General features: G+C 35.0%; 23 protein-coding genes. 11 read left to right on the top strand and 12 right to left on the bottom strand.

Annotated features, from left to right (window positions below; translation table 11 throughout):
• The first annotated feature begins 6 nt into the window (after positions 1-6).
• The 5 genes from ACONDI_RS09005 to ACONDI_RS08985 all read left to right on the top strand — a co-directional run bounded on the left by ACONDI_RS09005 (position 7) and on the right by ACONDI_RS08985 (position 6,740).
• A complete protein-coding gene (locus tag ACONDI_RS09005) occupies positions 7-720 on the top strand; it encodes an HAD family hydrolase (protein ID WP_241078206.1) in 714 nt (237 codons plus the stop codon).
• A gap of 59 nt (positions 721-779) precedes the next feature.
• Positions 780-1,436 (top strand): transglutaminase-like domain-containing protein, encoded by a 657-nt coding sequence (locus ACONDI_RS09000; RefSeq protein WP_241078205.1) that lies wholly within the window; start codon positions 780-782, stop codon positions 1,434-1,436.
• A 213-nt stretch (positions 1,437-1,649) separates the two neighbouring features.
• Positions 1,650-3,902, top strand: a complete 2,253-nt coding sequence (locus ACONDI_RS08995) for an amino acid permease (RefSeq protein WP_241078204.1) — start codon at positions 1,650-1,652, stop codon at positions 3,900-3,902.
• Positions 3,903-4,039: 137 nt separating this feature from the next.
• Positions 4,040-6,028, top strand: coding sequence for a methyl-accepting chemotaxis protein (locus ACONDI_RS08990; RefSeq protein WP_241078203.1), 1,989 nt, complete (start codon positions 4,040-4,042; stop codon positions 6,026-6,028).
• A 79-nt stretch (positions 6,029-6,107) separates the two neighbouring features.
• Complete coding sequence (locus ACONDI_RS08985; protein ID WP_241078202.1) at positions 6,108-6,740, top strand: J domain-containing protein; 633 nt, start codon at positions 6,108-6,110, stop codon at positions 6,738-6,740.
• 36 nt (positions 6,741-6,776) lie between these two features.
• Here ACONDI_RS08985 and ACONDI_RS08980 read toward each other — a convergent pair whose 3' ends face one another.
• Complete coding sequence (locus ACONDI_RS08980; protein WP_241078201.1) at positions 6,777-6,917, bottom strand: LDCC motif putative metal-binding protein; 141 nt, start codon at positions 6,915-6,917, stop codon at positions 6,777-6,779.
• A gap of 183 nt (positions 6,918-7,100) precedes the next feature.
• On the opposite strand from ACONDI_RS08980, the gene ACONDI_RS08975 reads away from it, so the two are divergent.
• The gene (locus tag ACONDI_RS08975) at positions 7,101-7,856 is read left to right on the top strand and encodes a M48 family metallopeptidase (RefSeq protein ID WP_241078200.1); all 756 of its coding nucleotides are present in this window, start codon (positions 7,101-7,103) and stop codon (positions 7,854-7,856) included.
• 29 nt (positions 7,857-7,885) lie between these two features.
• On the opposite strand, the gene ACONDI_RS08970 is transcribed toward ACONDI_RS08975, so the two are convergent.
• The 6 genes from ACONDI_RS08970 to ACONDI_RS08945 form a co-directional block, all read right to left on the bottom strand.
• Complete coding sequence (locus tag ACONDI_RS08970) at positions 7,886-8,065, bottom strand: hypothetical protein (RefSeq protein WP_241078199.1); 180 nt, start codon at positions 8,063-8,065, stop codon at positions 7,886-7,888.
• Positions 8,066-8,235: 170 nt separating this feature from the next.
• The gene (locus tag ACONDI_RS08965; RefSeq protein ID WP_277397852.1) at positions 8,236-8,871 is read right to left on the bottom strand and encodes a C-GCAxxG-C-C family protein; all 636 of its coding nucleotides are present in this window, start codon (positions 8,869-8,871) and stop codon (positions 8,236-8,238) included.
• Positions 8,872-8,874: 3 nt separating this feature from the next.
• Positions 8,875-9,132, bottom strand: a complete 258-nt coding sequence (locus ACONDI_RS08960) for a hypothetical protein (protein ID WP_241078197.1) — start codon at positions 9,130-9,132, stop codon at positions 8,875-8,877.
• 299 nt (positions 9,133-9,431) lie between these two features.
• Positions 9,432-10,961, bottom strand: a complete 1,530-nt coding sequence (locus tag ACONDI_RS08955; RefSeq protein WP_241078196.1) for a sensor histidine kinase — start codon at positions 10,959-10,961, stop codon at positions 9,432-9,434.
• Entirely contained in the window at positions 10,948-11,652 is a 705-nt protein-coding gene (locus ACONDI_RS08950; RefSeq protein ID WP_241078195.1) for a response regulator transcription factor, read from the bottom strand. Before ACONDI_RS08950 ends, ACONDI_RS08955 begins: the two co-directional genes overlap by 14 nt.
• 191 nt (positions 11,653-11,843) lie before the next feature.
• Positions 11,844-12,017, bottom strand: a complete 174-nt coding sequence (locus tag ACONDI_RS08945) for a hypothetical protein (RefSeq protein ID WP_241078194.1) — start codon at positions 12,015-12,017, stop codon at positions 11,844-11,846.
• 223 nt (positions 12,018-12,240) lie between these two features.
• Here ACONDI_RS08945 and ACONDI_RS08940 point away from each other — a divergent pair, with 223 nt between their 5' ends.
• Complete coding sequence (locus ACONDI_RS08940) at positions 12,241-12,951, top strand: DUF3786 domain-containing protein (protein WP_241078193.1); 711 nt, start codon at positions 12,241-12,243, stop codon at positions 12,949-12,951.
• Here the strand turns inward: ACONDI_RS08940 and ACONDI_RS08935 are convergent.
• Complete coding sequence (locus ACONDI_RS08935; RefSeq protein ID WP_241078192.1) at positions 12,943-14,733, bottom strand: glycosyl hydrolase family 18 protein; 1,791 nt, start codon at positions 14,731-14,733, stop codon at positions 12,943-12,945. The two genes, ACONDI_RS08940 and ACONDI_RS08935, sit on opposite strands and share 9 nt — an antisense overlap.
• Positions 14,734-14,903: 170 nt before the next feature.
• Between ACONDI_RS08935 and ACONDI_RS08930 the strand changes: the two genes are divergently transcribed.
• Both ACONDI_RS08930 and ACONDI_RS08925 read left to right on the top strand, forming a co-directional pair.
• A complete protein-coding gene (locus tag ACONDI_RS08930) occupies positions 14,904-15,068 on the top strand; it encodes a nucleoside-triphosphatase (protein WP_241078191.1) in 165 nt (54 codons plus the stop codon).
• Positions 15,069-15,228: 160 nt separating this feature from the next.
• A complete protein-coding gene (locus ACONDI_RS08925) occupies positions 15,229-15,732 on the top strand; it encodes a nitroreductase family protein (RefSeq protein WP_241078190.1) in 504 nt (167 codons plus the stop codon).
• On the opposite strand, the gene ACONDI_RS08920 is transcribed toward ACONDI_RS08925, so the two are convergent.
• From ACONDI_RS08920 to ACONDI_RS08905, 4 genes are all read right to left on the bottom strand, one after another.
• Positions 15,729-16,097, bottom strand: a complete 369-nt coding sequence (locus ACONDI_RS08920) for a cyclophilin-like fold protein (RefSeq protein ID WP_241078189.1) — start codon at positions 16,095-16,097, stop codon at positions 15,729-15,731. The two genes, ACONDI_RS08925 and ACONDI_RS08920, sit on opposite strands and share 4 nt — an antisense overlap.
• Before the next feature lie 120 nt (positions 16,098-16,217).
• On the bottom strand, positions 16,218-17,342 hold the full coding sequence (locus ACONDI_RS08915) for a tungsten cofactor oxidoreductase radical SAM maturase (protein WP_241078188.1): 1,125 nt from the start codon (positions 17,340-17,342) through the stop codon (positions 16,218-16,220).
• A 183-nt stretch (positions 17,343-17,525) separates the two neighbouring features.
• Positions 17,526-19,259, bottom strand: a complete 1,734-nt coding sequence (locus tag ACONDI_RS08910; protein WP_420848140.1) for an aldehyde ferredoxin oxidoreductase family protein — start codon at positions 19,257-19,259, stop codon at positions 17,526-17,528.
• 114 nt (positions 19,260-19,373) lie between these two features.
• Complete coding sequence (locus ACONDI_RS08905; protein ID WP_241078186.1) at positions 19,374-20,528, bottom strand: iron-containing alcohol dehydrogenase; 1,155 nt, start codon at positions 20,526-20,528, stop codon at positions 19,374-19,376.
• A gap of 315 nt (positions 20,529-20,843) precedes the next feature.
• Here ACONDI_RS08905 and ACONDI_RS08900 point away from each other — a divergent pair, with 315 nt between their 5' ends.
• The gene (locus tag ACONDI_RS08900; protein WP_241078185.1) at positions 20,844-21,992 is read left to right on the top strand and encodes an iron-containing alcohol dehydrogenase; all 1,149 of its coding nucleotides are present in this window, start codon (positions 20,844-20,846) and stop codon (positions 21,990-21,992) included.
• An 86-nt stretch (positions 21,993-22,078) separates the two neighbouring features.
• Complete coding sequence (locus tag ACONDI_RS08895; protein WP_241078184.1) at positions 22,079-23,674, top strand: ATP-binding protein; 1,596 nt, start codon at positions 22,079-22,081, stop codon at positions 23,672-23,674.
• Positions 23,675-23,701 lie beyond the last annotated feature (27 nt).

The raw sequence follows: 23,701 nt of genomic DNA, 5'->3' as shown, positions 1-23,701 counted from the left end.
AGCGATATGAAAGAGGTGAGCGACATAATGAAAGAAGAGGATAAAACCTACGATATAATATTATTTGATTTAGATGGTACCCTGACAGATCCCAAAGAAGGGATAATAAATTCGATAAAATATGCGCTGTCAAAATACGGCATAGAAGAAAATGATGATAAGTATTTGGAAAAGTTTATTGGCCCTTCGTTATATGAGTCTTTTGAAGTTTATTATTCTTTTGATGAAAAAGAAGTATACAATGTTGTGAATTATTACAGGGAGTATTTTTCTGAGCGTGGAATGTATGAAAACAAGCTTTATCCAGGTATAAAAGAATTACTAAATTCTCTGAAAGAAAAAGATAAAACACTTATAGTGGCAACTTCAAAGCCGACTGTTTTTGCTAAAGAGATTATTAAATTTTTTGGGATTGATGAGTATTTTGTAGGTGTATTTGGCAGCAACTTAGATGGAACAAGGATAGCAAAATCAGAAGTTATAAATGCAGCTTTGAGTTCAATTGAATATAATACTAGTAGTGCTAATGCTGGTAAAAATATAGACCCTAAAAAAATAATGATTGGGGACAGAGAATACGATATAATAGGAGCTAAGGAGAATGGAATTGACAGTGTAGGGGTTTTGTATGGATACGGCTCTAAAGATGAATTAGAGGCAGTTGGTCCAGAATATATCACTGATCAAGTAAGTGTATTAAAGGATGTTTTGCTAGAATAACTAAACTTATCCAATATAGTTATAAATTATAGTATTAATTTTTTTGGGAGAGGAAAAATTTGATTAAAAACAACATGTATTCTACATTAAGGTGGAAGCTGTTTTTTATATTTGTTTGGGTGTTGTTAGTTTTTTACCCGAACCCAATGAGGGTTGGAGAGACATTTTTTAGGGTCTTTAATCCACCAGTAGCCCCTGAGGTAATATCAGATCATGTTTTAGAAGAGATGCGTGATTTAGATAACGGTGAAATAGAAAGGTTTGTGCTTGATTATATCCCGTATCAATATGATTGGCAGACCTTTAATCTTCCCTGGTATTATCCAAGGGTTGAAGAGGTTTTGGCAAATAGGACAGGCGATTGTAAATCTAGAATGATTCTTCTTGCATCAATTTTTGAAGCTCTTGGAAGGGACTATGAACTTAGATATTCCATTAATCATTTTTGGGTTCATTATGATGGTAAGGATGAGGGTTATATAGAGAGAGACGATGTGTTTTTGTTTTCAGAGGAAGAGGGTTTTCAAATTCCAGACTTTCAGTGGGATGTGACTTACAGAAGTTATAACAATTTTATGGAGCTTATGCCTTTTAGCAAAAAAGTTTTCTTCTTTTTGGGCTTTTTTGTTGCTTGGTGGATGGAAGTAAGTACAAATAATTTTACCTGGCAAAATTTAAAAACATCTAGACTTAATTTTGAAATCTCAGTCAAATAAATAGAATTCAAAAGTATTGAAAATTTACTCATAATTTACAAAATAGCAAGTTTAAAAATTTATGTAAAAACTCCCCGTTTTGCGGGGAGTTTTAATTTATGCATTTTAATATCGTCATAAAACTATATTGTCAGGTTAGAAATAATGTGTTATCCTCTTTTTGCTAATGCTGAAAAATAAAGCTAACGTAGTACCTAAAAGGAGGTGACGGTATTGAGACAAAAGTTAGACCGTTCACTAGGGATGTTTTCTGCTATTACTATAAGTGTGGGTACAATGGTAGGTTCGGCAATTTTTGTCCTTGCTGGTACCAGTTATGAAGCTGCGGGTCCATCTGCCAGCCTGTCTATTTTTTTGGCAGGTATTGCAGCGATTTTTACGGCTTTTTCCTTTGCTGAGCTTGTGACAATCATCCCAAAAGCCGGCGGAGGTTATGCTTATGTTCGTGAAGCGACCAATAACAATGTTATTGGTTTTATCTGCGGCTGGGGTTTTTGGCTTGGCTATGCTATGTCCTGTGGCCTTTTTGCCATTGGGTTTGGGAATTTTTTAAATTATTTTTTCCCCTTTATACCTGAGATGATAGGGACTTATATATTGATAGTTTATGTTATTGGAATAAATATTAAAGGGATGAAAAATTCCGGTGGTTTGCAAAATATAATTACTGTTGGACTTATAGTGCTATTAATGGGGTATATTATTTATGGTTTTTTTCACATAGATTTAACCAAACAGACCCCTTTTTTTACCGAAGGGCTTGGCGGGATGTTTCACGCAATGGGTTTTCTGTATATGACCTATATAGGGTATGGGCTTGTTACTACAGCTAGCGAAGAGGTTATTAACCCGCAAAAAACTATTCCAAGAGCGATAATTATCTCTCTTGTATTTGTCATTTTTCTAAAAACAGCAGCTTTTTTTATCGGAAGTGGCTTGATACACTGGCAGCAGTTGATACCTGCAGTTACTGGAACCCCATTGACAGATACTGCAGTCGTGATGGGGGGAGTAATCGGAGGGTATTTGTTTGCACTTGCGGGCATTTTCGCAACGGTGTCCTCGATAAACACAGCAATAATTGCATCTTCTAGGACATCTTTTGCCCTTGCTAGAGATCAGCGTTTTCCTTCTATTTTTAAGGTTATCAATAATAAGACAAAGACACCGATTTTTTCAATCATAACAGCAGGTATAATTGTAATTATTTCTGTGTCTATAAGGGATTTAGAACATATTTCAGCTATAACAAGTATTTTTTCTCTAACAGGATATAGCTTGGTTAATGTTGCTTTAATAATATTTCGAAAGAAAGAACCAGACTTGAAAAGAAGTTTTAAGGCTCCTTTATATCCACTTTCGCCCGTATTAGGAATTGGTTTGAATATATTTTTGGTGGTTCAATTGGGGATAACTGATACTTTTGCCTTGCTTGTTTCTATAGGTGTAATAGCCCTTGGTCTGCTGTATTACTATTTTGGCATTCCAAGGTTAAAAAGTGCTCCTAAAGGGATATCTCCTTTAGAAATACCCATTGTGCCTATCCAAAATAAAATAAATGCAGTTAATGCAAACAACAATGGAACAAAAAGTAAAATCTATGTACCAGTTGCTAACCCTAATACTTTGGATAGTCTTATAAATTTTGCAAATAGTATTGCAAAAGCTGAGGATAATACAAATTTAATCCCTCTGCATGTGGCTAATGTGCCAGAATCGATCCCCCTTGATTCGGGCTATTATGGTGATTTGAAAGAAACTATCACTGAGTGGAAAGATATACTGGGTAGGCTTCAGGACTATGAAGAAAAGTTTGGCTCTTATATAAAGCCAGTAGTTGTCTTCTCTAGGGATATCACTCATGGAATTACCTCGTCAATAGAAAAACACGAGTCATCTATGTTATTAATAGGTTGGCATGCCCATGACTTTAAGTATGATATTACTGGTGGGATAGTAACTAGGATGTTTGAAGAAGCACCTACTGATGTATGTGTTTTTAAAGATAATGGTTTGAAAGAAGTAAAAAATATTTTGTTCCCTTACGGAGGGGGGAGGTACTCACAGACAACAGCTGCGGTTGTTAAAAGAATAGCCGATGCATTAGATGCCAAGGTTACGGTTGTAAAAGTCGTAGACCATATCGAAAGTATCTCAGAAGAGATGGAATATAAAGAACAAATACAATCGGCTATGGAGAACTTAACCAGCGAATTTGAAGTGGAAGTTCGTGTTGGGGATTTGGTCCAAGAAGTAGTCGCTCTTACTGGAAAGTATGACTTGATGATTCTTGGTGCTTCTCTTGACTGGGGTCTAAAAGATTATATAACAGGGATTCGTTCGGACGAAATGGTAGAGAATGCCGACTGTTCGGTGCTAGCAGTGAAGAGTTTTCATAATACTCTCCAGCGAAAAAGTATAAGAAGCTATGTGAAAAAAGCAAAAGATTTTATTAATAAAGGTTAGAATAAATTTTATTAGTATTAATTACTTATTTTAAGTAATTAATGAAGGAGTAACGATAAACTACGTAGAAAATAAATAATAACAGTAAAAACATTGAATGCCCTCGGGTTATATAGGGGTTTGAAGGGAGAGTTTTTATGAGTCTGAAGAAGAGTGTAACAATAGGCATTGCAGTCATAATAGTAGCATTGATAGGTATTGTAAGTTTTGTCGTATGGCAAGGTCAAAATCAGTTATTAGAGTATATGGTGGAAGATGAGATTAACTCAACTAGACATGTTGCACAAGAAATTTTGGATCAGCAGACAGAGAAAGCTTTAGCCATAGCAGTGTCTCTTTCAACCCATCCTTCAACTATGGAATTAGCTGCAGAAGAAGACAGAGATAGAGCTTTAGAAGAACTTGTTCCTGTCTTTGAGAGCCTAGAAGAAGAAATAGGCCTTGGAGTTATGCATCTTAGAGCTCCATATAACACCTCCCTATTAAGAGCTCATGCAATTGAAAATTACGGAGATACAACAGATCGGGAGATAATTTTACGTACCGCTGAGGAAGGTGAGTATTTTACTGGCTTTATTGAGGGAGCGTATAGTGTGGGCATGAGGGGTTGGGCCCCTGTATTTTATGAGGGTGAAGTCGTTGGAACTTTAGAAACAAATCTCGATTTCACTGAAGAAATGATGGGAGAATTAGCAGAAGTTTTACATAGTGATCTTGGGATGTTTATGGTTGAAGATGATGAGTATGAAGCAACTGTTTTTACTGGTGAACACGCGAATGATGAGTTAGTAGATTTGATAAATCCTGAGAGCTTTGAGGAAGCAGAAACAGGTGAAGCTAGTAGTATAAACTATCTAGATGATAACACTGCATATTCTTTATTTCCTCTTGAAGATCCAGAAGGAAATATTATTGCAGTGATGGGTGTTTTTGAAGATATTTCAGAAATGAATTCTATGGTTATGAGTTCAACTACTAGAACATTAGGAATAATGGCGTTATTAGGCCTTGTAATTATAGTGGTTGTCATATATGTATCTAATAGAATTGTAATAAAGCCCGTAGAAGAAATAAGTAAAGCTTCTGAAAAGATAGCTAATAAAGATCTCACAGGCGAAGACCTGCCTGATAATAGAAGTGATGAAATTGGAATGCTTGCTAAATCATTCAATGATATGAAACATAACTTATCGGGTATTATAAAAACTAACCAGGAAAATGCTAGCGAAGTTGAATCTTATAGTAGTGAAATGTCTGAGTCGACAAGTAAACTTGAAGATAGCTCGGGTCAGGTGGAAAGTGCAATGCAGCAGGTGACTGAAGGGGCTGAGAACCAGGCTACAGAACTAGGTGAAGCAGCTGAAAATATGGAGAATCTAACACAAAAAATAGAGCTTGTTAGTAAAAGGGTTAAAGAAATGTCAGAAGCAAGTCAGGGTGTAATAGATAATGTAAATAAAGGAAGCGGTTCAATACAATCTTCTGTAGATAGTATACAGAGTATAAAAGAGAAGGTTATAAAAAGTTCTGAAACAGTTGGTTCGCTAGGAGATAAGTCCAGGCAAATAAATGAAATTGTTGATATGATTAGAAATATTTCAGAACAGACTCACCTGTTATCTCTAAATGCTGCAATTGAAGCAGCCCGCTCAGGAGAAGAAGGAAAAGGCTTTTCTGTAGTGGCAGAAGAGGTTAGGAAGCTTGCTGAAGAATCATCTAATGCCACTGAAAGAATCGCAGGTCTTATTAGTGATGTGCAAGGACAAATCAATGAAGCTATTACTAGTATAAATGAAAGTACTGAGGAAGCAGAGAAAGGTACTAATACTATTGAAGAAAGCGGTAAGAATTTTGAAGAGATAAAGAATGAAATTGACAGCTTGTTAGAATATATTCAAGAAGTTTCAAGTAATGCAGAAGATATGGCTGTAAGTGGAAGAGAAGTTGAAAGAGTGATACAAGATGTTTCGGCAGCGGGAGAAGAATTTACAAGCAGCGCAGAAGAGGTAAGTGCTTCTGTAGAAGAACAAAATCGTGCTATCAAAAATATAGCAGAATCGGCCGTGAAATTAAAAGAACTCTCTAATAAACTGAACGCTTATGCTAGAGAGTTTAGAATAAAATAGTAAAAAAATCACCCTGTAAATGCTTACAGTGCAGTTACAGGGTGATTTTTATAAGAAATTTTTATAAGAGGTGGTAACCTTGGATAAATACTATAAAATACTAGGAATTAATAAAGATGCAGACCAAAAGGAAATTAAAAAAGCGTATTATAACCTTGTGAAAGAATATCATCCAGACATGCATGTTAACTCGCCTGATATAAAGAAGGCTGAGAAAGAATTTATAAAAATAAATGAGGCATATTGTATTCTGACAAATACCCAAACAGGATACTGCAAGATGCATCCTAGTAGAACTGTTATAGCAAAGTGCGTTTTTTGTAATAATCCTCTTTGCGAAGAGTGTTGTTCTGAGAATGGAATTATATCCTGCTTAGAATGCTATAAAGAACTTCAAAAAGGACAGTTAGAACTTCTAAAAAAGCCATTAATAAATACTGCTGTAGGAATAGTAATTGGCGTTTTGTTTGGAAATGTTATAACCCATATAACAAACTTAGAAGAGAACTTTGTATTGAGTATAATATTTTCTGTATATTTTGTAGGTCTTTTATGGTACTTGGGCGAAACTAAAACAAAAAGGAGGAGTATGATTTTTTACATAATATATGGTATAGCTTTAGGCTGGATTATAGGGGTTGTTAAGGCTTTGTTTGGCTTTGGCCCTGCGTTTGTTAGATACATTAAAAAAATTAACAGGGAAAGGAGTTGATCTTTACCCTGTTTTATTATATAAAAACTTACTGCGTTATTTTTTATTCGACTTGGTTTTTTCATGTTCACAACTTCCGGCCTGGTTAACATTATGACAGCTTAATTTTTTATTGCCAAACTCTTGTTTATTTGTTTTTTCTAACCTTTTAAGAAAATTCTTAAATGCTTTAATCATTATAACACCTCCAAATTTTGATAATATCACCCTTGCTTCCCGCGCCCCGTGGGAGGGGGGTAATGATTGACTTAATTGTATCAGCTTTAACACTATAAGTCAATAGGGTTATTAGGGTTATTGGGTGAATTTCGTCAGGTGATTTGTTGTAAATATTTTGTTTGGGTAGGTGAATAAAACCGGATGAAAACAATAGTGCTTCAGTACGAGAATAATGAATTTAAAATCCAATATGATGTTACAAAAAGCAAAAAACGAAAAAAAACAATAGGTATTACGATAGACACAGATATGAAAGTAGTAGTTAAAGCTCCACACACTGCAAAAGAAGAAGAAATTAAATATATACTTCAAAAAAGATCAAGATGGATATTTAATAAAATAAAAGAATTACAAAAAGTTAAAGAGCCACCTGCGTCTAAAAATTTTGTTACTGGGGAAAAGATATTATTTTTGGGGGAAGATTATCCTATCGAGATAATAGAAGTGGATGGCAAAAAGAAAAAATCATATATTAAAAATATAGAAATTTATTTTAATAATAATATATTTCATATTGTATGTCTGAAGGAGTCTAATAGTAGGGAATTAATAATTAATGCCCTAGAAAAATGGTTTCGGGAAAAAGGAAAAAAAATTATTATTGAAAGGGTTAATTATTATAAAAGGGAAGTAGGTGTAGAGCCTAACCAGGTGAGAATTAAAACTCAAAAAAAACGTTGGGGGAGCTGCAGTAGTTTAGGTAATTTAAACTTTAATTGGAAATTAGCTATGGCACCTATATCTGTGATTGATTATGTTGTTGTACATGAACTGACTCATCTACTTTATCCTAATCATTCGAAAGAATTTTGGCAAGCAGTAGAAAGTGTAATACCGGATTATAAAGAGAAACGTGAATGGTTAAAATATAATGGTAGAATTTTTCAGATGAATTGAAGGTAAAGTTATTGAAGAAATTTATTTAATTATTTGTATTTTGGCCGAAAAGGTATTTGATTTGACTCTTTGTTTTTAAAAGATTTTTGATTGTTCGATTTCATCAACTTATATTGATTTAGGTTTATTACCTTTCTACACATTACGCCTTCTAAGTTTGACTTTAAATCTTTAACTTTACCACTATAATAGTATATTAATCTACTCATATTTTTCCTCCTTTTAGTAAATAAGGATATGTACGAGCTCCTTTCTTATATTATTACCTGGACTAAAAAATTATTCGTAATTTTTTGTTGTAAAATAATAAAAGGGAGGATAGATAATTCTACCCTCCCCGATATCACTTGACTAGGTTGTCCATTTTAAAATTATAAAGTTATTTTATTTGATCTATTTTATCTTTCATTTCATTTATGTCTAGTCCGCCATGATCATCGCTAATGTCTACATCACTGTGGCACTCTAAGCAGCTGTCGCTTCCGTGAGTAACTGTTGCATCACCTTCATCGCCATGACAGGTCATACAATCTTCTACATCATCAGTTAAGTTATGTTCGGATTCAAAGACACCATCTGCCTCGGCATTTAAAAGCTCAATTGCTTTCTTGCAGGTTGCCGCTGTGACCCTGGCACATCTTTCACCACGTTCTTCGCCACTGAACTCAACTCTTTCTCCAAATTCTTCTGCAGCGTGTTTTAACCATTTGGTTACAGAAACATGACATAAAATGGAATTTACTACTTCCCTAGGGTATTCTTCTTCCCCTTCAGGAGTCCAACATGGATGAGCCTCATCCTTGTACCATTTAAAGAGCTCCTGAGTTAACTTCCCTTGAGTTTCTCTGTCTGAAACCATGCCAATAGCTGATGCAGCTACAGAAAGACAGCCACAGAGCGAGCCATAGCCAGCTATACCACCAGAAAAGTGTGCATACATTTCTGGTGGAATTAGGTTAAAAGGATCTCCTAACTCTTCCGCCATTAAGCCGAAGGTCCCTTCGGCAGCTCCGATACCTCATCCGCCTAGGTCATCATGAATTCTTCTTTGATAACCATCATAAGCTCTTTGTGCAGCAGCCTCTGGATCAAGCTTTACATAATTATAAGGCCAATCTGGAACTTCGATTCCATCAGGTGCATCTGCTATTTTGTCTTTGTCACAGCCTGCTAACGCTGCTCCGCCAAGTCCTGCGGCCATTGACAAAGTAAGTAAGGATGCGCCTGATCTTTTTAGAAAACCTTTCCTAGATAAACTGGTCTGTTGCCTTGACATACATAATCCCTCCTAAATGTTTTAATTACCCCAGGCAAGTATTGGGTATTTTTTAATCTATAATAATATTAAAATATATTTTTAAATGTGTCAAATTTGTAAACAATTTTAAAAAACATAAAAAAACCATTTTAATGGGGTTTTAAGGGCGGCCCTTAAGACATAAATAAATTTTATGGATATAAGAAATATTTATATTGTATTTAAAATTACACTCAAAAAAGGGCTATACCCAAAAGTAATTTTGGGATAGCCCCTCAAAAGCAACATAACCTTAAATAATTTTTTTCCATGGTATTTTAACTTTCGTATCTTGGGAAATAAACTTTAAAAATGCTACCTTCTTCAACTTTGCTTTCAACTTTAATATCTCCATCATGAGCTTTTACAAGTTCGTTAACGATAGCTAACCCAAGACCAGTAGTTGAATTGTCATTCCTGGATTTATCTAACTTGTAAAACCTTTGAAATATATTTTGCATTTCTTCTTCAGGTATGCCTTTTCCATTGTCTTCGATTGTATACACAACAAAATTGTTTTCTGCCCCAACGCTAAATTTTATTTTACCTCCTGGCTGCGTAAATTGTACAGCGTTTTTTAATATATTAGAGAGTATTTGATTTACTCTTGTTACATCACCTAGAAAGTAACCTAAATCATTTTTGTCATTTAAAATTTGTAATTCAATATTCTGTGACTTTTCGTCCGCCATAGGTAATATATTTTCGTGATTTTGCTTGGCTATTTTTTCTGGTGTTAACTTTTCATTTTCAAGGTTTATACTGCCGCTTTCTAAATTGGATAGTTCCAATAACTCGTCGACCATCTTATTTAAATTCAAAGTATTATTCATAATGATTTGGATATATTTTTTTTGTTTTTCTCTTGGCAAAATACCATCTATCAATAATTCGCAATATCCTCTGATTGTACTTAAAGGTGCTCTAAACTCATGCGAAGCGTTATCAACTAGATTTTTTCGATAGACTGCGAGCTTTTTTTGCTCTTTGATGGTCTGATCTATTTGATTTGCAGCGACATTGAAAGTTTTTGAAACTTTATTTAGTTCATCTTCGTTTTCTTTGATGTTTTCTTCTCCTACTTGTTTATAATTGCCTGAAGCTAATTTTTTGGCTGACTCGTTAATATGCTTTAAAGGCTTGGTGATATTTCTTGAGATTGTAAAGGCAAATATTGTAGCAAAAAATACAGCTATTGCCCCCGAAATTAAAGTTATTCTAAAAATACTTGCTAAAGTATCCTCAAAACCAATCAAAGGAGCGTTTAAGGTTACAAAGCCAAGTATTTCATCTTCATCAGATGCAGCGATTTGAGTTGTAGTTGCATGAACTGATTCATTCTCTACTGTGATAGGTATTGCAACCAAAAGTCTTTTTGCTTGAGGTCCAAATACTTTTTTGGTGAAAGAATTACCTTTTAAAACGTGTTCTTTTTCATTTTTTTCGATGTTTACATTATCATCGTTATCCCTTGCGTCGTTATCTGTGTCATCTATATAGTTAGCCTTTGTTATAACATTGCCATTGCTATCATACACATTAATGTTAGACTCAAATGATTTTGATAGAGTAGCAGTTTTTTCAATTATTTCTGAAGCATTTTTTTCAATTATGGGTTCTTCGAGCATAGAAGCCGCTTTTTGAGCTTGCGAATTTATCTCCCATTCTCTTGCACCATAAAAATGCTGCTCTAATAAATAAGACATAATCCCGCCAAGAATTAGAAGTGTAACAAAAATAATGATCATATAGCTGCTTATTAATTTAGAAAATAGAGATTTAGGTTTTATTTTATCAATTATTTGCATTTTCCTTCACCTCGAATTTATATCCTACTCCCCAAACAGTTTGAATAAAAGTATAATCACTTTTAGATTCTATTTTTTTTCTTAGTCTTTTGATATGCTCATCAACTGTTCTGGTTCCGCCAATGAAAGAAAACCCCCAGATTTTTTCTAATAATTTGTCTCTACTAAATACTACTCCATAATCTTTACATAATGTAAGCAGTAGTTCAAATTCTTTATGTGTTAACTGAAGTTCACTATCGTTAACGATTACTTTATAAGTATTAGGATCAATTGTTAAATCTCTATATTGATAGGCGTTGTCTTTTTCTTCAAAATCATTTGCTCTTCTTATAAGTGCTTCAACCCTGGCTGTTAGCTCTCTAGGGCTAAACGGTTTTGTTACATAATCGTCTGCTCCTAATTTTAGACCTAATATTTTATCATCTTCTTCAACTTTTGCAGTTAACATTAAAATAGGAGTTTTGGAATTATGCTCGCTGCTTCTTATTTTTTGACATACTTCCCAGCCATCTTTTTTAGGTAACATTACATCTAATATAATAAGAGAATATTTATTGCTTTTTATTTTTTCTATCCCTTCATCGCCATTATATGCCAACTCAACGTTAAAGCCTTTATGTTCTAGAGATATTTTTAACATGTTACATAGTTCTGTATCATCCTCAATTATTAATAATTGGTGTTCCACATTACCTTCCCCCTATCTTGTACAATCAAAAAGTAAAGACACATATAATATGCCTAGAATAATAAATATACAGAAAAACAAAATAACTAAGTAAATATATTAATGTATCAGTATACCTTAAAGATATTATATCATCTATTTTCAAAATAATAAAAAAGCGCAGATCAAATCTGCGCTTTTCAATAATAAACTTATGCAAAATCTAAAAGATCACCAAGGCCTATTTCTTCCTCTTTTTCCTCCATTTGATCATCTTTAGGCTCAGGTTCTTCCATAGGCTCTTCTTCACAGCCCATAGCCATTGTCAAGGAGAGAACAAGAACCGCTAAAATAGCTATTAGTTTCCCCTTAAATGATGTTAGCATAATATCCCTCCTTCAATTATGATGGTTTAATTATATAGTGCCTTTTCAAAACTAATTCAAATAAAAGATAAACATTTTGTAAACTCGACTTATATTTTTACAGATGAAGGATAATTTTTTATAAACAAGAATTAGATAAAAGATAAATGATTAAAAGATAAATGATTAAAAGATAAATGATAAGATTAGATTAATTAAAATGAAATAAAGGGAGTGAGTTTACTTGGAAGAAAAAAATATAAGTGCCTTAATAAAAGCTAAGGAAGAATTTAAAGAAGGTGATCCATTTTTGATGGCCGATTGCAGCGGGGCTGTGTTTGAAGAGATTGAAGAGGGGAGGGGTATTTTTAAGCTAAGATATTTGAACCAGGATTATATAATCAAGTTTCCAGAGGGTGAGTTCGCTTTTGCAGACGATTTCAAAGAAGACAAATTTCAACTTGAGAAAAATGGGTGTGGTAGACCAGTTAATAAAGAAACAAATATAGAAGATGAAGAGGATCATACGGGTGACACAATACTTATCAGCGATCAGGTTCTTATGCTTTATTATTTAAGAAATGCAAGTGGGCTTCCCCCAAAAGGCAGATGGATTAACTTTTTGGAACTGCCCCAAGGGGGGCATCACCATAGCTGTTTTATAGAAGATGCAATTACTCCGCTTGTAAAAAAACTAGCAGGGAAAAAGGAGAATTTTTTCAAGGGAGTAGAAGCCCTTGGTGGAGAAAAAGGTGAAATGGGAGATTACGGTGCCATTATTCCAGTTTTTCCAAAATTAAATCAAGCATTTATTATTTGGGAAGCTGATGATGAGTTTTCTGCCAATGGGAATATTTTATTTGATGCGATAATTTCTACTTATTTGGATACGGCATCTATCTATGTTATGGGCATTAATGCAACCTTAAGATTAATTAATCGTGCTTTACTCTGATGTAGGTCTATATAGGTTTTCTTTTATTACGTCCCAAATATCATCTGTCTCAAAACCTCTTCTCCAGGATGCAACTCCTGCAAGGTCATATTCGTGAACTAGATCAATACGCTTTTTGATAGATTCGGGTGTTTCTAACCATGTACGATACCTATTATCATCGTTTGTGTATTCGGCATAGTATTGCTTTGTATCTTCGTCAAAAGTTATATCAGCGTCGTGTTCATCGAGGATCTCTTTTATTCTGTCCATACCATAAGCACTTGAAGAGACTTCTATTTCGCCTGTTTCATTCTCTTCTTCTTTCCATAACCTTGTGTAAAAAGGAATGCCAAGTACTAATTGTTCACCTGGTATTTTTTTCAGGATTTCTTCTAAGTTATTTTCGACCCAGGGAAGACTCGCAACAGAGCCAGCTACAGGGCTGTCTCCCCAGTGCTCGTCATAGGCCATGACCATAACAAAATCTACTGTATGGGCAAGGGCTTTTCGGTCATAACTTTTTGACCAATTTTCGCTTTCAGATATAAATGTTACATCAACAGATACCACGAGATCTTGCTCTCTTAAAAATGGGGTGGCTTCTCTTATAAATTGGGTGTAGTAATCCCGGTCTTTTAATTTTATATTTTCAAAATCGAAGTTAATACCATCTAGGTTATAAATTTCAGAAAACAATAAAAGTTGATTTATGGTATTTTGTCTTGCATTTGGATCCCGCAAAAACTCATGTGTTTTTGCGGGATCAAATCTATTAGAAATAAGAGCCCAAACCTGCTTATCATTTTGGTGGGCCCAGTAGACAAATGATTTGTCTGCTACATTATCAAGCTCACCTTTTGAGTTATTAAGGTGAAACCATGTGGGACTTATTACATTGACTCCCGAAAGTAAAGGCATTTCATCAGGATTTGGTGTATTTGTTATGACATGTTCCCAGGTAAGGCTAATTGGTTCTCCCATAGATATGTTTGGAACATGGCGAGGGGTTTCTTTTTTGACAGCTTCTCTAAAAGTTACATCGTCTAAGGTTAAATCATCTTTTGATATGTATCCTAGATAGCCATCAGGAGTGCGTACATAATACCAATCAAAAAACCAGTTGTTTTCCTCTGAATAGATTATTACTTCTTCCCCTTCGTCTAATCTGTCAATAATGCCCTTCCTAATGGAAGGGCCCTCACGCAAAATGCCTGTTTCATTTTCTTTTACATTACCTTTTAAAGCCTGTTCTTCAAGATTTTCTAATAATGCCAGATTATCTTCTTCAAAATAATGTACCTCGACCGGATAAACCTCTTGTAGTACATCTGCAGGGAGATAAGGTTGGTCTTCATGGATTGTTGGGGGGAAGTTTAATTCTGTTTCTTCTTCGTTAACATATGCAGTGAGCTGGTCTGTTTGCATTTGAAAAACTTTTTCATGTGATGTTATTGTTACGTAATCACCGTTTTCATCGTAGTGAATATAGGGATCGATATGTTCTTTTAGAAATACTTTTGAAATATAAGTTTCATCATCTTTTTGTAGAGTGTGTTCTGTTCCTAAATCCTTATCTTCAAAGATTAATCTTGTTTCATCAGTGGGTGGATAAGGTGAAGCTTCTTGTCTTCCTGGTGCTAGATAAAGTAATATTACAAGTAAAATTATAGTTAATACTACGCCAATTACAATATTAATCCAAAAAAACCGAAAATGTTTCTTTTTTTTAATTTCGTTTTGTAAATTTGCTTTTAATTCTTCTTCTTCAGTTTTCTCTTCAGGCAAAGGTTCTTGAGTCATAGGCTAGGCTCCCCTTTTTAAATGTGATGACATATTACAAGCTTCTTTAATTATACCATATAATTTGACATAAATTGAATATATAAAATGTAACGAATATAAAAATTTGTAAGATCTTTATAGGTATAATTTTTTCTTATAAAATAGATAGTGGAAGGAGGTTCATAGTCGTGAATAATATTCTCTTGACAGGCAGACCAGGGATTGGTAAGACTACTGTTATAATGAAAAGTATAGAGCTCATTAAAACTCCGGTAGTGGGATTTTTTACAGAAGAACTTAGAGATAGCAACAACAATAAAAGGGTTGGTTTTAGAATTGTATCTACCCGATGAAAAGTTCTAATAAATTTTGTGATCATGTAAAAACTAGAGAGGATGTTAGTTTGATTGAAGTTACTGAGAAGAATCGGGAGTCCTTGCCTAATAAGATATCAAGCAATTTGTTCACTGCTTAAGGGAAAGTATACCAAAACAATTTAGGGTAGGTGATAATATGATTGATAATAATAAGCTTGATTTAATATTTGAAAGAAGAAGTGTTCGAAAATATAAAGATAAAAAAATAGAAGATGAGAAGGTTGAAAAGATATTACAGGCTGCAATGGCAGCACCTACTGCCATGAATAAGCAGCCCTGGTTTTTTGTAGTTATTCGTGATGAAATTGTTTTGAAACAATTATCTACAGTTCATCCTTATGCAGGAATGATAAAAGATGCTTCTGCATGTATTGTAGTTTGTGGCGATAAAAAGGAAGAATACTGGATTCAAGATTGTTCAGCAGCAATGCAAAATATTTTGTTAGCAGCGACGGCACTTAACATTGGAAGTGTATGGATAGGGATATATCCTAAGCAGGAAAGAATAGAAAAAACTTCTCAATTAATAGATTTAGAAGAAGGTTACTTACCCCTTGGCCTTGCTGTGCTTGGTTATCCAGATGAAATTAAGGGAACAGATACTAAATACCGTCGTGACAAAGTTAGATATATGAACTAAACTTTGTCGACCTGGATTTTTTCTCCATCAGATACTTTTTTTAGTTCGGTTGGATCCCCGTCCACTTTGCCGACGATATTAACTGGTCCTGCAGGTTTGATGGATGAGTCTGTTGATATAGGAGTTTTGCCAAAGAAAATACAAAAGAAATTACCATCGGGCCAGTAAGCAAGGTCACCAATATTAACTTCAGCGACAGGGTTTTCTTCTTTTTCGTTAATAGGGACACCGAAATAGATCTCATCTCCCCATGTGTTTACTTTGCCGCTAAGAGGTAGGTTGTCCCAAATAACATCTGCAGTATGACTATCGTTCAAATAAGCTTTTACTTTAACCTGGGAAGTACTGATTTGAATTTTTTTCAAGAAATGTACCCTCCTATGAATGACTCTGATTTTGTAATGATAATAATTTTGTAATGATAATATAGATATAATTATTAAATTCCTGTGATTAATATTATCATAAAAGTGTAAATTAGAAAATTAAGGGCAGATTATTATACCTCGGTACCATAAACAATCTGCACAGGTAGGAGAGTTCCCCCAGCAGTCAAGAGAATTGTCGTCTGTCATTGAACATCCTTCTAAATATTTGCAATCAGTACAAGAAGGGAAATAGGCATCTTTGACGTTGGAACGATATTTTATATAATCTTCCTTTTGCCATATATCTTTAAGACTTTCTTTATTTGTATCGCCGAAATAATGTTTTTTGTTGAGCTTTTTTCGTCCGTATATATACTCAGGCTGCTGATGTAAAAAAGAATAACAGGGGCTTACTTGTCCATATCTACTAATTACCATTGAATTTGACTCAACGAAGTTACAGTATCTAGTGGTTCTAAGCTTCATTTCAGGTAGTTTGGATTTGAAATAAATTAAACCTCCACCACTACCAATGTCTAGATCATCTTCATTTGCATCGTACAAAATTTCGTTAACCATATCCTTGGTGTAGGGTAGTAAGTTAGTCACTATTATGGAATCAATCATATATTTTCCAGCCATTTTAACCAGGTCAGGGAGCATTTTGTAATTGCTTTTCATTGCGACAAATTCAATCCATAATTCAGGTTTCTTTGATTTTTTTTGTTTCTTTAAGGAATTAATATACTCAATTCTGTTAATTAATTGTTCAAAATCAGAATCAAGTCTAATCTTTTCAAAGGATTCTTTTTCTGGTGCATCGACAGATATAATTATTCTATCTACACCTATCTCTAGGATTTTGTTTGCATATTCTTCTTTAAGGGCATTGCCATTTGTAATAAATTCAGCTTTGATATTTTTTTGTTTAATAGTTTCTAAGACATTAAGAAATTCAGGGTGCATAGACGGTTCGCCAAAGCCACCAAGATGAACAGTATGCAGCTCAGAAAGCTCATCAATCTGCTTTAATATTTTGGACAGTGTTTTGCCTGGCATATGACCAGGGGCTTCATCCCAAGAATTTCGTATGCAAGTTATACAGTCAAAATTACATTCGGTTGTTAGCTCAATATACAGTTTTTTGACATTAGCTTTTTTTGGGACTAATTTTATTCCATCGCCTTGATTTATTTTTATATAATCTTTTTCAAAATCAAGATTTATTTTTTCTAAATCCAATTATATCCGCCTCCAATAATGTTATACTATCAAAATATTTAGGATATAAAAAGGACCGGTAAAATTAATTGGTTATTTACCCGGCCCTTTTTTGAAGCAAATAGTTAAAACTAACTTACTGAATATTACTGGCTAAACTTTTAACCTAATCAATTAATCTATCCTAATTTACTTTGAACTCTTTTATTCTAAATCCTGATAAACAGAGTCAAGCTCCTCATCTGTAAAGTCAAAAGTAACATCGTGTGGTGGCAGCTTTTCTTTCTGGAAGAATTCAGGCATTCTATCATCTTCCCTGGTAAAGCCTAGTTTTTTGTTGTAGTTACGCTCTACCTTAAGGATTTGTTTGCCAAGCTCTGTTACATCGTCAGGTGTAAGGCTGATACCGTACTGCGCATTAAGCATATCCACTATAGTAGGCACAGCTTCTTCGTTGTCAAGTACTGCAAAAGCTACAAAGAGGCAAAGCCCTGTAGAATCAATTGCAGCTGTAGCTACCTGAAGGTTTTTGGATAGTTCTGTTTGGCCTTCTTTTTTCAGTGGGTCTACTTCTCCACCGACTTTTAGGATATTAGCAGTTACAGAGTAGCCTGCTGTGTGGTCAGCGCCCTGGGTACTTGTAGCGTAAGTTACACCCACACCTTTGACAGCTCTTGGGTCATAAGCGGGTATACCCTGTCCTTTTACTTCAGGTACACGGGTAACCCCGTAAGTTTGGCCGGTTACTTTTGAACCTGAACCAAGGAGTCTTCCAAGAGGTGTGGCTTTTCTGATCTCTTCGTCAAAAAGTCTTTTTACCCCGTCTTTGTCGCCAAATTCTATTATTCCAGCTTCCATGGCAACACCCATGGTTACACCTGTTTCTATGGTGTCAAGGCCGATATCATCACAGCATCTGTCATAGTATGCTATAGCGTCCATATCGTTAATCAAGCAGTTAGCCCCAAAAGCCCAGACTGTTTCGTATTCGAATCCTGCAGTGAAGTAGTTACCATCTTCATCGTTGTAGATCTGGCTGCATCCCATTATACATCCAGGATGGCAGGAGTGACTTGCTTTGCCACCACGTTTTTTGATTATATCTACCATGGTTTCACCGCTTGTGTCATCTGCTTTGTCATATCTTCCTGATTCGAAGTTCTTAGTGGGTAGGCCACCAGCTTCATTTAGGATGTTGATTAGTACAGCGGTACCGTAGTTTCTTAGGGCTTCTCCTGATACCGGGTGGTCAAGGATAATCTTGGAGAACTTTTTACTTGCTTTTTTGAAGGCATCTTCGTCATGCATTACTACGCCAGGTGCATCGGTATCGTCTATGACTATAGCTTTTAGCCCTTTTGAGCCCATAACAGCCCCAAGGCCACCTCTGCCTGCTGCTCTTGCCGGGTTTTTGTCTATATCTGAGACTGCGATACTTGCTGCTGTCATCTTGTGTTCTCCGGCAGGGCCAATGGTCATAACCGAGACGTTTTTGCCGTATTTTTCTCTTAGCTTGTCCCCTGCTTCGTAGTTACCGAGGCCTTTTAGGCCGTCAACTTTTTCTAATTTTACTCCGTCTTTATTTACTACAAGGACGTTTTTGCCGTCATCTTTAGCACCTTCTACTATGAGTGCTTTTATATTTAATTTGCCAAAATACTGTGCAGCTGTTCCGCCTGCGTTACTCTCTTTAATTCCTCCTGTTAGAGGGCTGATGCTTCCTACTGATAGACGTCCGGAGCTTGGTGCCCTTGTTCCTGACAATAGACCAGGCGCAAATACTAGTTTGTTGTTTTCACCAAGTGGGTGAGCTCCCGGGTCTACTTCGTCACTTATTACCTGAGAGGTCAAAGCTCTTCCACCTAGTGGGGCGTAGCTCTCAGGGACTTCTTCTGTCTTTACTTCCTCAGTATTGAGGTTTACACGATAAATTTTCAAAATAATCACCTTCCTTAAACTATAGTCTAAAAAACAATGATCAAATTAATGGTTGATTCTGGTGCGAAAAGTCATAGAATAGATTGTTTGCACCAGAATCAGGTTTAATGTATATTAGATAGCGCCTTTAAATATTTCTACGATATCTTCAAGCTTAGCTTTTCTGGGGTTAGCAAGGCTGCAGACGTCTTTCATAGCATTTTCTGCCATGATCTGAACGTCTTTTTCTTTTACTCCTAACTCTTCAAGACCTTCGGGGATTCCTATATCAACTGAAAGGGTTTTTATGGCTTCTAGGGCTACTTCAGCTGCTTCTCTGTCTGATAGACCTTCAACGTTTTCTCCCATAGCTTCTGCAATATTTTTGAATCTCTCTGGGCTAGCAATCAAATTAAAGCTTTCTACATGTGGAAGTAGGATTGCATTACAAACACCGTGAGGTAGATCGTAGAATCCACCTAACTGGTGAGCCATAGCATGTACAAATCCAAGGCCTGCGTTGTTAAACGCCATTCCAGCTAAGAATTGGGCATAAGCCATGTTATCTCTTGCTTCAAAATCGTCGCCATTTGCTACAGCTGTTCTTAAATTTTCTGAGATTAACCTTATTGCCTTTAGTGCTACAGCATCAGTAACAGGAGTGTGATCTACAGAAACATAACCTTCCACAGCGTGTGTCAAAGCGTCCATTCCAGTTGCGGCAGTTAGTTGAGGAGGTTTTTTCATCATAGTTAGAGGATCATTTATCGAAACATCAGGAGTAGTTCTCCAATCTACAATAGCCATTTTGATTTTTCTTTCTGTGTCAGTTATAATGCAAAAACGGGTCATCTCTGAAGCAGTCCCGGCTGTGGTGTTAATAGCAATCATAGGTACATCTGCTTTTTCGGATTGATCAAGACCTTCGTAATCTCTTATGTTACCTCCGTTAGATGCTACGATTCTAACTCCTTTTCCGCAGTCGTGGCTGCTTCCGCCTCCAAGGGAGACTACTATGTCGCAGTTTTCATCTTTAAACATTTTTTCGCCTTCTGCGACATTTTTATCTGTGGGGTTAGGAGCTGTATCAGCATAAACTACTGCTTCCAAACCTTCTTTTTTTATTACCTCTTTTAGCTCATCAGCCATTCCAAGGTCTTTTATACCTTTGTCGGTTACAATAAGTGCTTTTTTGCAGTTTAGAGACTTCATTCTTTCTCCCGCTTGATTAAAAGTTCCCGGTCCCATTAAGTTTACAGTTGGCATGAAAAAACTATACGTCTTTTCCATTAGATAAACCCTCCTTGAAAAATTTAAATTAAAATACTTGCTTTATTAAACTTGCAATAATCATGCCACAATTATTGCTAATTTCAGAAAGTTATCAATAATGCCGTAAATACAATAATTCAGTATAATAGCATATTTATATATCTTCCGAAAAAACGCAAAAATGTGCCGAAATTTTGTCGCGATGTGACGAAAAAATGAAAAGGGATTGTATCTTTTTTGGAGAAGTATTTATTTCAGAATAATATATTATTGTCAATAAAGAGTTATTTTAAATATATTCTATAAATATATTCTATAAATTGGAGGCAAAAAATGGATATTTTCAAGTTTGTAATACCAGAGATTATCTTTGGAGCAGGTTCTCATATTGAGATAGGAAAAAGTGCTGACAGATTAGGTGCCAATAAAGTTTTTGTTGTAAGCGATGAAGGGGTTAAGAATACGGGCTGGGTAGATGAAAGTATAAAATATATTAAAGAAGCAGACTTGTCGTATTCGGTTTGGACAGAGATCACACCAAATCCTAAAGACTATGAAATTGTAAATGGTGCAGAAGAATACCTTAATAATAGATGTGATGCTATAATAGCAGTTGGTGGTGGAAGTGTAATTGATGCTGCTAAGGCTATAGCTATTTTGGTAGCAAATGGAGGCAGTATTGAGGATTATGAAGGTATTGACAAGATAACAAAGCCACTGCCTCCCCTTGTAGTTGTTCCTACTACAGCTGGTTCTGGTGCAGAGATAACTCAGTTTTGTATAATTACCAATAAAGAAAAGAAATCAAAGATGAGTATAGTTTCAAAGTCTTTAATACCTGATATTTCGATATCAGATCCAAATATGCTGGCGACAAAGCCTTTTGAACTTACAGCCAATACTGGAATGGATGCATTAACTCATGCAATAGAGGCTTATACTTCTATTGCCGCTACACCTTTTACTGATGTGAATGCACTAAATGCAATTAAGCTAATATCTAGTAATTTGCGTCAATCTACAGCTCAAAAAGATAATATGAAAGCCAAAGAAGCGATGGCTATGGCATCTATTCAGGCAGCGAAAGCTTTTTCTAATGCGATCCTTGGAGCCGTTCATGCCATGACTCATCAATTAGGCGGCTTTCTAGACGTGCCCCATGGCGCAGTAAATGCAATTTTGTTACCATATGTTATGAGATTTAACCTCATTTCCTGTGTAGAAAAGTATGCAGATATAGCAAGGGCATTTGGAGAGGCTGACGAAAATTTAAGTTCAAGAGAATTAGCTGAAAAAGCGATCTCTGCAGTAGACAAACTGGCAAGAGATATAGATATACCAAGAAATTTAAGAGAATTTGGGGTAAAAGAGGAACATATACCTTTGCTTAGTCAAAATGCATTAAAGGATGTTTGTCTTGTTACAAACCCAAGGGACGCTTCAAAAGAAGATATTGAAAAAGTTTTTAAGACAGCAATATAACTATTATAAACATGATTTTGGTGCAAAAAGTCTATTCACAAAAGTAAAGTGTATTAAAAATTAAACTTAACAAAAAAGGTGATTAAATGGCTAAAAGAGATTTATTAAGTAATCTAACAGGGGTTGGATCCTCCAAATTAAGTTATTATACAGAATTGAAGGATAAGACCCAAGAGCTAGAAGAAAGAAATACCCAGCTAGAGATAATAAATGAAATAGCTAAAAGCATTAAATTAGATGTATCCCTAAAAAGTATACTGAAAAAAATTGCCTTTCTGTTAAATAAGGTGATCCCAATTGATACTCTAGCTCTTTACCCAAAAAACAGCAATATTTTGGCGTGTGTTAGGAAATCACTTGAAGATAATGATTTTGTTGACCTGGATAAGACTGACGAATTAGAAAAGTTACAGATAAATTTTGATTATAAAGCCAGGCCAGAGAGCTGCTTGGAAAATCGTGTGACAATTTTTCCTTTAAAAGCAAAATCAAATTATTTAGGTTTTTTGATAATAAAAGTAGAAGATAATGTTGATTTAGATGTACAAAAAGGTGAATTTTTGGTGAACTTAACTGACCTTTTAAGCATAGGCATTGAAAACTCAAGTCTATATAATGAAGTTTTATCCTTGAATAAGCGCTGGGAAGAGACCTTTAAGGCTATTACAGATCAAATATATGTTATAGATAAGGATTATAATCTGCTTAGGTATAATGATGCTACTAAAAATTACTATCAGTTGAGAGAAGATACGGCAGGGGAAAAATGCTATAAAGCATTTCATAACAAGAGTAGACCGTGTGGCAAATGTCCTATGAAAAAAATGTTCAAACTTAGAGAGCCAGTCCAAAAACGAAAAAAGATTGGAGAAGATTACTTCGATGTTTATTCTTATCCTGCTAAAGATAAGGAAGGCCAAGTCTTTGGTGGGGTGATTAGTGAGCGAAATATTACGGAAAAATTAATGATGGAAAGCCAGCTAATCCAATCCGCTAAGTTAAAAGCAACAGGGGAAATGGCAGCAGGTGTTGCTCATGAGATTAATAATCCCCTTACAACCATTCTTGGTAATTCACAACTGCTTTTATCTGAACTAGATGAGGATGATGAAAGAAAAATACTCGTAAAAAGAATTGTTGAAAGTGGTAAGAGATGTAAAAATATAATAAAGAAATTATTAACCTTTGCCAAAGAAGAAGGAAGCGAATGGGAAAAAACATGTCTTAATGAATGTGTAAATGATGTCTTGGAGATGATTACCTATCAACTAGAAAAAAAGGGTATTAATATTATATTTGAAAAAGGGGACGTTTCTTTTGTTACAGGGAACAAACAACAGCTAGAACAGGTTATAATAAATTTTATATTTAATGCTAGTGATGCGGTAGAAAATGAGATAAGCCCGGAAATTAAAATACAAACAGGGCTTTTAGAGATCAACGAGAAAGAGAACGATAAAGAGATGGTTTATGTTACTATAGCGGATAATGGTTGTGGCATAGCAGAAAAGGAAAGAGAAAATTTATTTCAACCTTTTTATACAACAAAAGATGATAACAAAGAAGGATATGGATTAGGTCTTTTTGTAAGTATGGGAATAATTAAAAACCACAATGGTGAAATAAAATTTAAAAGTGAAGAGGGTAAGGGTAGTTCTTTTACTCTGTATATTCCCGTTTAATGATAAGCGTGATTCTGGTTTTGTGAT

Origin of the sequence: Natranaerofaba carboxydovora, from assembly GCF_022539405.1 — a bacterium.
Lineage (GTDB): Bacteria > Bacillota > Natranaerobiia > Natranaerobiales > Natranaerofabaceae > Natranaerofaba > Natranaerofaba carboxydovora.
The sequence above is the reverse complement of the archived record's forward strand: the minus strand, read 5'-3'. Positions and strand labels throughout refer to the sequence as shown.

What these genes read in the sequence shown, in the direction of transcription:
- ACONDI_RS09005 (WP_241078206.1), top strand. Translation starts at nt 7, where the DNA reads ATGAAAGAGGTGAGCGACATAATGAAAGAAGAGGATAAAACCTACGAT.
- ACONDI_RS08990 (WP_241078203.1), top strand. Translation starts at nt 4,040, where the DNA reads ATGAGTCTGAAGAAGAGTGTAACAATAGGCATTGCAGTCATAATAGTA.
- ACONDI_RS08980 (WP_241078201.1), bottom strand. Translation starts at nt 6,917, where the DNA reads ATGATTAAAGCATTTAAGAATTTTCTTAAAAGGTTAGAAAAAACAAAT.
- ACONDI_RS08975 (WP_241078200.1), top strand. Translation starts at nt 7,101, where the DNA reads ATGAAAACAATAGTGCTTCAGTACGAGAATAATGAATTTAAAATCCAA.
- ACONDI_RS08970 (WP_241078199.1), bottom strand. Translation starts at nt 8,065, where the DNA reads ATGAGTAGATTAATATACTATTATAGTGGTAAAGTTAAAGATTTAAAG.
- ACONDI_RS08960 (WP_241078197.1), bottom strand. Translation starts at nt 9,132, where the DNA reads ATGTCAAGGCAACAGACCAGTTTATCTAGGAAAGGTTTTCTAAAAAGA.
- ACONDI_RS08955 (WP_241078196.1), bottom strand. Translation starts at nt 10,961, where the DNA reads ATGCAAATAATTGATAAAATAAAACCTAAATCTCTATTTTCTAAATTA.
- ACONDI_RS08945 (WP_241078194.1), bottom strand. Translation starts at nt 12,017, where the DNA reads ATGCTAACATCATTTAAGGGGAAACTAATAGCTATTTTAGCGGTTCTT.
- ACONDI_RS08935 (WP_241078192.1), bottom strand. Translation starts at nt 14,733, where the DNA reads ATGACTCAAGAACCTTTGCCTGAAGAGAAAACTGAAGAAGAAGAATTA.
- ACONDI_RS08925 (WP_241078190.1), top strand. Translation starts at nt 15,229, where the DNA reads ATGATTGATAATAATAAGCTTGATTTAATATTTGAAAGAAGAAGTGTT.
- ACONDI_RS08905 (WP_241078186.1), bottom strand. Translation starts at nt 20,528, where the DNA reads ATGGAAAAGACGTATAGTTTTTTCATGCCAACTGTAAACTTAATGGGA.
- ACONDI_RS08900 (WP_241078185.1), top strand. Translation starts at nt 20,844, where the DNA reads ATGGATATTTTCAAGTTTGTAATACCAGAGATTATCTTTGGAGCAGGT.
- ACONDI_RS08895 (WP_241078184.1), top strand. Translation starts at nt 22,079, where the DNA reads ATGGCTAAAAGAGATTTATTAAGTAATCTAACAGGGGTTGGATCCTCC.